This is a genomic window from Paraburkholderia unamae (genome assembly GCF_003268775.1).
Lineage (GTDB): Bacteria > Pseudomonadota > Gammaproteobacteria > Burkholderiales > Burkholderiaceae > Paraburkholderia > Paraburkholderia unamae.
Window position 1 is genome coordinate 160,833 of record NZ_QLSU01000018.1, and the last position, 11,458, is coordinate 172,290.

10 protein-coding genes are annotated in these 11,458 nt (G+C 65.5%); 2 read left to right on the forward strand and 8 right to left on the reverse strand.

The window, feature by feature from the left end; all coding sequences use genetic code 11:
- Nucleotides 1-21: 21 nt before the first annotated feature.
- Together C7401_RS27170 and C7401_RS27175 are read right to left on the reverse strand one after the other, a co-directional pair.
- Nucleotides 22-1,965 (reverse strand): acetyl/propionyl/methylcrotonyl-CoA carboxylase subunit alpha, encoded by a 1,944-nt coding sequence (locus C7401_RS27170; RefSeq protein ID WP_112174523.1) that lies wholly within the window; start codon nt 1,963-1,965, stop codon nt 22-24.
- Between the two features lie 80 nt (nt 1,966-2,045).
- Nucleotides 2,046-3,665 (reverse strand): acyl-CoA carboxylase subunit beta, encoded by a 1,620-nt coding sequence (locus tag C7401_RS27175; RefSeq protein WP_112174524.1) that lies wholly within the window; start codon nt 3,663-3,665, stop codon nt 2,046-2,048.
- Nucleotides 3,666-3,858: 193 nt separating this feature from the next.
- On the opposite strand from C7401_RS27175, the gene C7401_RS27180 reads away from it, so the two are divergent.
- Nucleotides 3,859-4,626 (forward strand): IclR family transcriptional regulator, encoded by a 768-nt coding sequence (locus C7401_RS27180; RefSeq protein ID WP_112174525.1) that lies wholly within the window; start codon nt 3,859-3,861, stop codon nt 4,624-4,626.
- 69 nt (nt 4,627-4,695) lie between these two features.
- Here the strand turns inward: C7401_RS27180 and C7401_RS27185 are convergent, their stop codons facing one another.
- The 3 genes from C7401_RS27185 to C7401_RS27195 form a co-directional block, all read right to left on the reverse strand.
- Nucleotides 4,696-6,024, reverse strand: coding sequence for an MFS transporter (locus C7401_RS27185; RefSeq protein WP_224041216.1), 1,329 nt, complete (start codon nt 6,022-6,024; stop codon nt 4,696-4,698).
- Nucleotides 6,025-6,172: 148 nt separating this feature from the next.
- Complete coding sequence (gene mhpA, locus C7401_RS27190; protein ID WP_112174526.1) at nt 6,173-7,726, reverse strand: bifunctional 3-(3-hydroxy-phenyl)propionate/3-hydroxycinnamic acid hydroxylase MhpA; 1,554 nt, start codon at nt 7,724-7,726, stop codon at nt 6,173-6,175.
- Between the two features lie 70 nt (nt 7,727-7,796).
- Nucleotides 7,797-8,648 (reverse strand): fumarylacetoacetate hydrolase family protein, encoded by an 852-nt coding sequence (locus C7401_RS27195; protein ID WP_112174527.1) that lies wholly within the window; start codon nt 8,646-8,648, stop codon nt 7,797-7,799.
- A gap of 145 nt (nt 8,649-8,793) precedes the next feature.
- Between C7401_RS27195 and C7401_RS27200 the strand changes: the two genes are divergently transcribed.
- Nucleotides 8,794-9,390 carry a VOC family protein gene (locus C7401_RS27200; protein ID WP_112174528.1) on the forward strand — a complete coding sequence of 199 codons (597 nt, stop codon included), beginning with the start codon at nt 8,794-8,796 and terminating at the stop codon, nt 9,388-9,390.
- Nucleotides 9,391-9,404: 14 nt separating this feature from the next.
- Here C7401_RS27200 and C7401_RS27205 read toward each other — a convergent pair whose 3' ends face one another.
- The 3 genes from C7401_RS27205 to C7401_RS27215 all read right to left on the reverse strand — a co-directional run.
- On the reverse strand, nt 9,405-10,160 hold the full coding sequence (locus C7401_RS27205; RefSeq protein ID WP_112174529.1) for an IclR family transcriptional regulator: 756 nt from the start codon (nt 10,158-10,160) through the stop codon (nt 9,405-9,407).
- Between the two features lie 217 nt (nt 10,161-10,377).
- Nucleotides 10,378-11,121 (reverse strand): acetoacetyl-CoA reductase, encoded by a 744-nt coding sequence (gene phbB / locus C7401_RS27210; protein ID WP_112174530.1) that lies wholly within the window; start codon nt 11,119-11,121, stop codon nt 10,378-10,380.
- 238 nt (nt 11,122-11,359) lie between these two features.
- A partial coding sequence (locus C7401_RS27215) for a hypothetical protein (protein WP_146758003.1) occupies nt 11,360-11,458 on the reverse strand: 99 nt, incomplete at its 5' end.

Consider the following 11,458-nt stretch of genomic DNA (forward strand, 5'->3'; position numbering starts at 1 on the left):
CAAATTCCGGGGAGATAAGCGTCAGGCCGCGCTTGCCATTTCGATCAGCAGCTTGCCGGTCGTGACCGAGTCGCCCGCGCTCGCGTGAATATTGGCGACCGTGCCGGGGGCGCGCGCCGTGACCGTGTGTTCCATCTTCATGGCCTCGATCACGAGCAGCGCCTGCCCTTCGCTCACCGCCTCTCCCGTGCTCACGTAGAGCGCGACGATGCGTCCGTTGGAGGGCGCGCGCAGCCGTCCGTCTTCGGCTTCGTCGCTGGCCTGCGCCTGCGCGTAGGTCCGGTCGATGAAGGTCCACGCGTCGCCTTCGAACTGGAGATGCAGGCGTTCGCCATCCTTGAGCCATTGCGCCTCGCGCTCCACCCCGTCGAAGCCGAAGCACACGCGCTCCGGCGAAACGCTGTGCAAGCGCAGCGCGAGCGGCGTCTCGCCGCCCGTGACACAGGCTTCGCCTTGCGTGCCCGCTGACACCGTCAATCGATGCGTCGCGCCGCCTTCGAGCGCGAGATCGACGATCGCGCCGCGCGCCGTGCCGCCCGCCGTGGCTCCCGCTTCGCCGTGACAAAGCAGTGCCGCCGCGAGTGCGCGCGCCAGTTCCGCACCGGCCTCGGGCGGCGGCAGCAAGGCCGACTCGTGCTCACGCAGGAAAGCCGTGCTCACGCCACCCGCCACGAACGCCGGATGCGCGAGGCACCGTATGAGCGCCTGCCGGTTCGTCCTGATGCCGAACACCACCGTCTCGCGCAACGCCTTGATGAGCTTGCGGCGCGCGTCCTCGCGGTTGCGACCCGAAGCGATCAGCTTGGCGAACATCGAATCGTAGTAAGGCGAAATTTCCGCTCCGCTCGCCACCGCATGCTCGACCCGAATACCCTGCGGCGCGCGCCAGCGCGCAATCGTGCCGCTTTGCGGCATGAAACCCGCGTGCTCGTCCTCGGCGCAAAGCCTCACTTCGATCGCATGGCCCGCCAGTTCGACATCTTCCTGCGCGAACCCGAGCGGCTCGCCCATTGCCACGCGCAATTGCCATTCGACGAGATCGATGCCCGCAATGCACTCCGTCACCGGGTGCTCCACCTGGAGGCGCGTATTCATTTCCATGAAATAGAACGCGCCCGCGCCGTCGAGCAGGAACTCGAAGGTGCCCACGCCTTCGTAGCCGAGCGCGAGCGCCGCCGCCACCGCCGCGCGGCCCATTTGCTCACGTACGCCGGCGCCCAGCAACGGGGCAGGCGCTTCCTCGATCAGCTTCTGGTGACGGCGTTGCACGGAGCAGTCGCGCTCCCCGAGATACACGCCATTGCCGTGCCGGTCGGTCAGCACCTGGATTTCGATGTGGCGCGGGTCGCGCACCACGCGCTCCACGAGCATGCGGTCGCTGCCGAAAGCCGAACGCGCCTCCGAACGCGCCGATTCGAGCGCACGGGCAAAGCCTTGCGCATGGTCGACGACGCGCATGCCGCGCCCGCCGCCGCCCGCCGTCGCCTTGATGATGACGGGATAGCCGATGCGTGCCGCCGCCGCTTCGAGCGAGGCGTCGTCCTGCGCCTCGCCGTCGTAGCCCGGCACGCACGGCAGGCCCGCTTCCGCCATGAAGCGTTTTGCCTGCGCCTTGTCGCCCATGGCCGCAATGGCCTGCGGCGACGGCCCCACGAAGTTCAGCCCCGCATCGAGACACGCCTGCGCAAACGCGGCGTTCTCGGAAAGAAAGCCGTAGCCCGGGTGCACCGCGTCCGCGCCGGCGAGGCGCGCGGCGCGAATCACGGCGTCGATGTCGAGGTACGACGCCGAAGCCGGCGCGGGGCCGATGCGCACGGCGCGCGTGGCCGCGCTCACGTGGGGCGAGAGCGCGTCGGCATCGGAGTAGACAGCGACGGTTTCGATGCCCAGCGCGTGCGCCGTGCGCATCACGCGCAAGGCGATCTCGCCGCGATTGGCCACCAGCAGTCTCTGCATGCAATTCATCGCTTCATGCTTCCTTCATATCATTAGGTATCCAAACTGAATTACGCGCTTTTTCCGGCGCCTATGGCACGTAAAGCGCCTCAGGGCCGCGCCACGCCGAACTGCACCGGCGCGAGCGTGCGCGCCGCCGCCGCGTGGCAAAGCTCCAGCGCCGTGGCGAGCACGCGCCGCGTGTCGCGCGGATCGATCACGCCGTCGTCAAGCACGTGGGCGCTGGTCGCGAACACGTCCATCTGGCTTTCGAAGTTCTGCACGACCTTTTTCGCGAGCGCATCGAGCTTCGCCTCGTCGGCTTCCCCGTGCTTGCGCAGCATGGCCGCGCGGCTCACCGTCACCATGGTTTGCGCCGCCTGCTCCGGTCCCATCACGGCCGTTTTCGCGTTCGGCCACGAAAAGCTGAAGCGCGGCTGGAAGCCTTTGCCGCACATCGCATAGTGCCCCGCGCCGAACGACGCGCCGCAATAGATCGTGATTTGCGGAACGCTCGCGTTGGTGATCGCCTGGATCATTTTCGAGCCGTGCTTGATGCTGCCGGCTTCTTCGAATGCGCGGCCCACCATGAAGCCGGTCGTATTGTTCAGATACAGCAGTGGCGTGCGCGACTGGCAGCAGGCCTGAATGAAGTGCGTGGCCTTCGCCGCTCCGGCAGGCTCGATCGGGCCGTTGTTGGTGATGATGCCCACGGGCCACCCTTGCACCGTGGCGTGACCGCACACCGTGGCCGCGCCGTAGCGCGCGCCGAACTCGCGAAACACGGAGTCGTCCACCACGCGCGCGATCACCTCGCGCATGTCCACCGGCAGGCGGTGATCGTGCGGCATCACGCCGAGCAGTTCCTCGTGGCCGTAGCGCGGCTCGCGGTAATCGCGCGGCGCATGCGGCGCTTCGGGCCAGTGCAGCGAGTCGACGATTTCGCGCGCGATGCGCAGCGCGTCGCGGTCGTCTTCGGCGAGATAGTCGCCGAGTCCCGAGACGGACGTGTGCATGTCCGCGCCGCCCAGTTCTTCCTCGGTGGCGACTTCGCCGGTGGCCGCTTTCAGCAGCGCGGGCCCGGCGAGAAATGCGCGCGACTTGCCGCGCACCATCACGATGTAATCGGACAACCCGGTTTGATACGCGCCACCCGCAGTCGATGCGCCATGCGTGACGGTGATCACCGGAATGCCGGCGGCGGACAGTCGCGCGAGATTGCGAAACTTCTGGCCGCCGTTCACGAAGCTTTCCACGCGATACGCAAGCAGATTGGCACCCGCGCTTTCCACGAGTTGAATAAACGGCAACTTGTTGTCGAGCGCGATCTCCTGAATGCGCAGCAGCTTCTCGAGGCCTTTGGGCTGAAACGCTCCCGCATCGATACCCGAGTCGCTCACGCTGATCATGCAGCGCGCGCCCGACACCCAACCGATGCCGGCAATCAGGCCGCCACCCGCAAGCAGACGCCCGTCGGCGCGCGGCGCGCCGATTCCGTAGCCCGCAATGGAGCAGAGTTCGAGAAACGGCGTGCCGCGATCGAGCAGCAACTGCAAGCGCTCCACGGGAAGCAACTGGCCGCGTTTGGCAAAACGCGGCGCGGCCTGAGCCGAAGCCTCGCGCGTGGCTGCCTCGATGGCGCGCAGGCGTTCGAGGCGCTCGCTCATCGCCGCGCGGTTTCGAATGAAGCTTTCGCCGGAGGGCGAAAGATGGGACTCAATGACAGGCATGACGATTAACAGAGAGAAAATGATCCGTTTTTCATTTGCATCAGATGCAAATACGCGTTACGCTGAATATGAAATTGATTCTACACAGAGCACGTTATTTTCAAAGTATTAATCGGCTTATTGGCGGGTTAACACCTAACCAAATGGCCCATTACCCATAATATATTTTCATCTAATGCAAATTTAAACCAGCATGAAGACGACCTCGGCGAGTTCGACAGGTGCAATCGAAAAAGCGTGCCGCGTATTGAAGGCGATGAGCGACGGCCGCAATATCCGGCTGATCGACATTGCGGACTATTGCGGCCTCGACCGCTCCACCACCATGCGGGTGCTCGACATCCTGATGCGCGAAGGCATGGTCGCGCGCGACGCCGAAACCAAGCATTACCGGCTGGGCGCGGAGATTTCACGCATCGCCAACGGCGTGATGGAGGAAGTGGACTGGCGCCATATCTCGCGGCCGAGCCTGCTGCGCCTGAGCGGCGAGTTCGAGGACACCACGTTGATGTCGGTGCTCAGTGGCCTGGAGATGGTGTGTGTCGACCTGCAAATGGGCGACTATCCGGTGCGCGCCAATTTTCAGGCGATCGGCAGCCGCCGCACGCTCGGCGTCGGCTCCAGCGGTCTTGCGGTGCTCGCCGTGATGCGCGACGCCGAACGCGAGGCGCTGTTGCCGCAAATCGCGCCGCGCGTCACGCGCTACCCGATGCTCACCGGCGAATTCCTGCGCGACTCGATTGCACGCGCGCAGCGCAACGGTTACGCGGTCATGATCGACGCCGTCGTGCAGCGCATGGGCGGCATTGCCGTGCCGATCCGCGCGCGCGATGGGGAGGTGTGCGCGGCGCTCGCCATCTCCGCGCTATCGGACCGCGTGCTCGAACGCGAGGAAGCGCTCGCCGTGGCGTTGCGCCGCGAGGCCCTCGTGATCGAACAGGCGTTGCGACAAGCGAAGTGAGGGATGTGGGGATTGCATGGAGCGCGGCGATCGATCGACATGGTCGCCGCGCCCCGTGTGATGCGGGCGTTACGTGAAATCCACCGCAGCGGCGGAGCGCTCCACCCTTGCGCGCGACGACGCATGCAAGCCCAGATTCGCGAGCAGCGCCACCAGCGCCGAGCCGATCACATACCACGCGGGCGCGGCGGGCGACCCGCTCATGCGCACGAAGGTCGCGCACAGGAGCGGCGCGAAGCCGCTGAACAGCACCACCGAAACGTTGTACGCGAGCGCAATGCCGCTAAAGCGCACCTGCACGGGAAACAGATCGGCGAGCACCGCGGCCCACGTCCCGCTTGCCAGCGAAAACACCAGCGCGGCGAGCACGAACAGCACGACCACGTTCACGCTGTGCGCGGCAAGCGCCGCATAGAACGGCCACGCAAGCGCGGCGAGCAGCACGCAGGAAAGGCGCAGCAGATAGCGGCGCGGCACGAAGTCGCCGGCCCAGGCCGCCGCCAGCAGACCCACGGAACTCACGAGCAAGTACGCGTTCTGCGCGAGCGCGGCGTCGCGCGGCGCATAGTGCAGCGTTTCGATCAGATACGCGGGCATGTGCCCATAAAGCACGCCGTTGAAGCCCGCCATCACCGCGACCGAAAGCGCGCCGCCCACTACCGCCCCGCGATGATGGCGCAGCGTTTCGCGAAACGGCTGCTTCACTACGGCGCCCTGCATCTCCTTGAACTCGGGCGACTCGTCGAGATTGCGGCGCAGCAGGTATGAAACGATTCCGCACGCGCCGCCCACGAGAAACGCAATGCGCCAGCCGTAGTTCGCGGCATTGGCCGGCGACAGTGCGGACTGCACCACGAGGTTCACGATGGTCGCGAGCATCACGCCCGTATTGACCGCGCAGACGATCACGCCAGCCGCAAGCCCCGCGCGGCGCGGCGCCGCTTCCACCGCATAGGTGATCGCGCCCGGCATCTCGCCGCCCACGCAAAAGCCCTGCAATACGCGCAAGCCGATGAGCAGGAGCGGTGCGGCCACGCCCCATTGCGAGTAGTCGGGCAACAAGCCGATGCAGATGGTGGCGAGCGTGACGACCACGATCGAGCCCACGAACACAGGTCGCCGCCCCATGCGATCGCCCAGGCTGCTGAGCACGATGCCGCCGAGCGGGCGGATGATATAGCCGATGGCGAGCACCGAAAAAGTGAGCAGCATGCTCACGAGCGGGTCGCTGGCCGGAAAGAAGCGCGCGGCGATCGAGTGGGCGAAAAACCCGTAGATCACGAAGTCATAGAATTCGAGCGAGCCGCCCAAGCTCGCGATCAGGATCATGCGCCACTGGGCGCGGGTCAGGCCGGGCGCGGCGGTGATTGCCGCCGGGCGCGAAGGTGTCGTCTCCATTTGCTCTCCTTGGATGTTGGGTGCGGCGCGCGTGGTGTTTTGCCTGCGGATCTGCGTCCTGCGCCTGCTTCATGCCCCGGCGGGCGCTCGTTGTTTGGCGAGCGCCCGCCGGGATTCGGGTCAACGGTCAAGCTTCTTGCATCGAGGTTCAGGCCGCCACGGCCTCGCGTCGCTCCCCCGCGCGAGCGACGCCCGCACGTACGAGCAACGCATCCAGATCGTCGGCGTCGTGCGCCACGCCGCCAACGTAACGATCGGGCCGCAGCAACACGGCGCGCGCGCCCGCTTGTGCCAGCCAGTCGCGCAGCGCATCGCTCGTTGCGGGCACGATCGCCACGCGCTCGCGCTCGTCCTGCGTGAGCGCGTCTTGTGCGCGGCGCGCCAGCATGTCGTCGGCGACCAGCGCGAAGCGATAGCCCACCGCGTCGTCGAAGCGCGCGCCGTCTTCGAATACGGGCTGCGGTCCCACCTGGCCACCCGTCACGCCCGCATGCCAGCCCGGACCGAGCCGCGGTTGCGGTGTGCGGAACTCGCGGATCGCCGCGGTCATCTCGCGATCGCGTGCGGCAACGGCGTCGCTATCGCGCGCCTGGATCACGCCGCCCAGTTGCACCGCCGTTTCGATGAACGTGCGCACATGCGGTTCGCGCTCGCTCTCGTAGGTGTCGAGCAGCGTGTCGGGCAGCGCGCCGTCGATCACGTCGGCGAGCTTCCATGCGAGATTCGAAGCGTCGCGTATGCCCGCCGCCATGCCCTGCCCCATGAACGGCGGCGTCTGATGCGCGGCGTCGCCCGCGATGAGCAGCCGGCCGCGCCGCCAGCCCTGCGCGATCACCGAATGGAACGTGTAGATCGCGGAGCGTTCCAGGTGCGCATCCTGCGGCGTGATCCAGCGCGAGAGGCGCTCCCAGATCCACTCGGCCGTGCCGATGCGGCGCTCGTCGTCGCCCGGCATCACCATGATTTCCCAGCGGCGGCGATTGTGCGGCCCGCGCGTGTAGGTGGTCGGTCGCGCCGGGTCGCAATACTGAATGGAATAGTCGCCGAGGTCGGGCCGCTCGCGCTCCAGCAGCACGTCCACCACGACCCAGCGTTCATGCGACTTCAGGTCGGCCAGTTCCGTGCCGATGAAGCGGCGCACCATCGAGCGCGCGCCATCGCAGCCCACCACATAGCGCGCCGTGGTGTGAGCGAGACGCCCGCGCCCCGTATCTTCGTAACGGATGCGCACATGGTCGTCGCGTTCGTCGATGGCGAAGACTTCGTGGCGCAGGCGCACGTCCGCGCCGCCGCGTGCCAATAGTTGTGCGCGCAACGCTCGCTCCAGATCCGGCTGGTGAAACTTGTAGCTCGCGCACCAGCCCTGCGGACCGATGCCGCCGGGGCGGCTCCAGTCGATCATCAGTTCGCCGCGCGCGTTCACGAACTTCATGCCCGGCCCGACGAAGAGGTCGGGCAGCAGCGTTTGCGCAATGCCCACCGCCTGGAACACGCGCATGCATTCGCCGTCGAAATGCACGGCGCGAGGAAGCTGGAACACGTCCTTGTCGCGCTCGAACACCACCACCTTCAGGCCGCGCAGCGTGAGCAGATTGGCAAGCGTCGCGCCGGTGGGCCCGAAGCCCACGATCGCGACGTCATATTCGGGCGCCTGGCTGTCCTGCCTTGTCTGGCATACCGAATTGTTTACGATATCCTTCATCCCGTTCACCTGGTTCAGGGTTGACTGCGCCGCACGCTGCCTGCGCGCGGCGCGCCCGGACTGACGCTTCTTACGCTTCGTCCGCAACCGGATTCGTCAGCGTGCCGATGCGATCCACCTCCACTTCCACCACGTCGCCGTGCTTCATGAAGAGCGGCGGATTGCGCTTCGCGCCCACGCCGCCCGGCGTGCCGGTCACGATCACGTCGCCGGGGAACAGCGGCGTGAACGTGGAGAGATAGGCAATCTGCTTCGCGATGCCGTGAATCAGCATCTCCGTGGTCGCGCGCTGCACTTCCTGGCCGTTCAGGCGCGTGACGAGCGTCATCAGCGCGTTCGGTTCGATCTCGTCGCTCGTGACCATCCACGGGCCGAACGCGCCGGTGCGAAAGAAGTTCTTGCCGGGGCCCCATTGGCCCGTATGACGCTGCCAGTCGCGAATCGAGCCGTCGTTGTAGCAGCTATAGCCGGCGATATGCCGCCACGCGTCGGCCTCGGCAATGCGGCGGCCGCCTTCGCCGATGATCACCGCGATCTCGCCCTCGTAATCGAACTGCGTCGACTCACGCGGACGCAGCATCGGCTGGCCCGCGCCTACCTGCGAAGCGGGCAGGCGCATGAAGATCACGGGCTGCTCGGTGGTTTCGCGGTTGGTCTCCTTCACGTGCTCCGCGTAATTCAGGCCCACGCAGAAAATCTGCTGCGGATTCGCAATGACCGGTTCGAGCGTGACTTCGGCGAGCGGGTAATCGCCCTTGCCTTCGCTTGCGGCGCGCTGCGCTTCGGCATACGCACCGGCGGCGATCAGCGCCTTGAGGTCCGCGAAGCGGCCACCCAGGCGCTTCTTGAGATCGAATACCGCGCCGTCGCGCACGACGCCGAACGACGAACCTTCATGGGTGGAAAAGCTGGCGAGTTTCATGATGCTCCGATGATAAAGAGTGAATTTCCTTTGGAAGCGAGACGCGTATTTCTTGGTGCGTTTATCGTATTTTGAGAATACACTATGAAAAACGCGGCGCACAACTTGATTTTTATCAGGGTTTATCACTACTACCGGAGACAACATGACTCTGCCGAACACCGAACTGGCCACGAAGCGAACCGGCCTCACGCTCAGCCACATGGGCTTCTTCGTGAGCGACATGGCGAAGGTCGAAGACTTCTATACGCGGGTGCTCGAATTCACGGTGACCGATCGCGGCACGCTGCCCACGCCGCGCGGCCCGGTGAGCCTCGTATTCATGAGCCGCGACCCGCGGGTCCATCATCAGATCGTGCTGGCGAGCGGGCGGCCCGAGCAATTGCCGTTCAATCCGATCAACCAGATTTCATTCGAAGCGGACAGCCTCGACACGCTCAAGCGCTTTCACCAGCGCTTCGTGGAGGAGGAAATGGAGGAGATCACGCCGGTCACGCACGGCAACGCGATTTCGATTTACGCGCGCGACCCGGAAGGCAACCGGCTGGAGATTTTCATCGACACGCCGTGGTACGTGGATCAGCCGATGCGTGTGAGCGTGGATTTCGCGCTGCCCGACGACGCCTTGCTCGCCGAAGTCGAACGCCATGCGAGCACACTGCCGGGTTTCCGGCCGCGCGAGGAGTGGGAGCAGGAGATGGCGGCGCGCATGGGTATCACCGGTATCGCCAGCGCTGTTTGACCCCCTGGGCGGAGTCAGGCTTCGATCAGCACCCGCACGCGCGACGAGATGCGCGCGGCGGCTTCCTTCACCGCCTCGACTACGCGTTCGAGGTTGAAGAACGCGAGGCGATGCTCGGGCACGACGAGCGCGAGCGAAGCCACGGCTTCGCCCGATGCGTCGGTGAAAAGCGGCGACGCCACGGCGGACATGCCCGCTTCCAGTTCGCCCTTCGAGAGATAAAAGCCCGCGCGGCGAATCTTCAGCAGGCTCGCGCGAAACTCTTCGAGCGACGCGCCGAGCCCGCTTGCGGCGATGTCCTCGGGATACTGCTCGAACAACGCGGCCAGCTTGGCCTTGGGAAAGGTCGAGAGAATCGCCTTGGGCGCGGCGCCGAGAAAGAGCGGGCGCGGACGGCCGCGCCCATAGCGCAGGTCGAACGCCGCGTCGTGCGTTTCGCGGTGCGTGTCGACGAGTTCGTTGCCGTACCAGCGCGACATGACGGCATCGAAGCCCGAATGCTCGACGAGTTCGCGCATGATCGGCTGCCCGGCCTTGAGCAGCGGATCGGAAATGCGCAGATGGTAGTCGAGCGTGATAATGCGCGGGCCAAGACCATATTCGCCGCCGACGAAACGCAGCAGCATGCCGGTATCGACCAGCTCGCGCAGATAGCGGTACGCGGTCGGCACCGAGCATGCGAGTTCGGCGGCCACCTGCTCGGCGGAAAGAAAAGGCCGCTCCTCCGAAAAGAGTTCGAGGATGGACAGCAGTTTCGCAATGCTCGACAAAGGCCGGTCTCCGGTCACACCTGGGGTGGCCAATTATAGCGGCACGGCCTCGCAAGTCCCGCCCGGCCTCGCGGCGCGCCGCCAGAAAGCGGAACCGCCGGATGGACGCAAACGCACTGTGCGTTTGCATCCATCCGGCGGTGGGTGTCGGGCGTTCACACCGCCGCAGCCCGTAGCAGGTCGCGTGACCTCGCGGGCGGGCGGCGTGCGAGCGGCATCACTGCATATGCTGCCCGCCGTTGATGGGAATGTTCGCGCCCGTCACGAAGCCCGCTTCGTCCGAGCACAGAAACAGCACGAGCGCGGCGACTTCGCCGGGGTTGCCGAGGCGGCCCATCGGAATCTGCGGCAGGATCTTCGAGTCGAGAATGTCCTGCGGAATGGCGGTCACCATTTTCGTGGCGAGATAGCCCGGCGAGATCGTGTTCACGGTCACGCCCTTGCGCGCCACTTCGAGCGCGAGCGATTTCGTGAAGCCATGCATGCCGGCCTTCGCCGCCGCATAGTTGGTCTGACCAATCGAGCCCTTCGAGCCGTTCACCGACGAAATGTTGATGATGCGGCCCCAGGCGCGCTCCACCATGCTGTCGCACAGCGGCTTCGAGATATTGAAAATCGAGTCGAGATTCGTGCGCAGCACGGCGTCCCAGTTCACCTTGTCGAGCTTGCGGAACGTCATGTCGCGCGTGATGCCCGCATTGTTCACGAGAATGTCGACCGGGCCGATCTCGCTGCTGATCTTCGCCGCGCCGCGCTGGCATGACTCGTAATCCGCCACGTCCATGCCATAGGCGTGAAACTCGCGGTCTGTCTCCTTCATGCGGGCGAGCCAGTCCGTGGCACCAGCGTTGTCAGGCGAGTGCGTCACAACGACGCGATAGCCTGCATCATGAAGCTTGACGCTGATGGCCTCGCCAAGGCCGCCCATTCCACCTGTTACCAATGCAATACGATTAGTCATCCTGTATATCCGCGAGAGTTTGCGTCAATAAAGCGTGGTCTTACTTGAGTAAGCGCCACATACGTCGTCGCCCTGCTTCACCTTTCCACCCCAGGTGAAGACAAGGCAGAGACCGCGCGGCTTCTAGTCAGCTTCTAATATTGCGCGTGCTTGCTGCCACGGCTCGCCGGCGCTTGCGCGCGCGGCGAACCGCTTCCTGCCCTGCTTGCTGCCTTGATGCCTTGAAATGCGAAACAAATCAGGCGCGTTCGAGCGCGAGCGCCACGCCCATGCCGCCGCCGATGCACAGCGAGGCGAGGCCGCGCTTCGCGTCGCGGCGCTGCATTTCGTGCAGCAG

Coding starts and splice junctions, on each gene's coding strand:
- C7401_RS27200 (WP_112174528.1), top strand. CDS start 8,794: ATGACTCTGCCGAACACCGAACTGGCCACGAAGCGAACCGGCCTCACG.
- mhpA (WP_112174526.1), bottom strand. CDS start 7,726: ATGAAGGATATCGTAAACAATTCGGTATGCCAGACAAGGCAGGACAGC.
- C7401_RS27175 (WP_112174524.1), bottom strand. CDS start 3,665: ATGCCTGTCATTGAGTCCCATCTTTCGCCCTCCGGCGAAAGCTTCATT.
- C7401_RS27195 (WP_112174527.1), bottom strand. CDS start 8,648: ATGAAACTCGCCAGCTTTTCCACCCATGAAGGTTCGTCGTTCGGCGTC.
- C7401_RS27170 (WP_112174523.1), bottom strand. CDS start 1,965: ATGAATTGCATGCAGAGACTGCTGGTGGCCAATCGCGGCGAGATCGCC.
- phbB (WP_112174530.1), bottom strand. CDS start 11,121: ATGACTAATCGTATTGCATTGGTAACAGGTGGAATGGGCGGCCTTGGC.
- C7401_RS27185 (WP_224041216.1), bottom strand. CDS start 6,024: ATGGAGACGACACCTTCGCGCCCGGCGGCAATCACCGCCGCGCCCGGC.
- C7401_RS27180 (WP_112174525.1), top strand. CDS start 3,859: ATGAAGACGACCTCGGCGAGTTCGACAGGTGCAATCGAAAAAGCGTGC.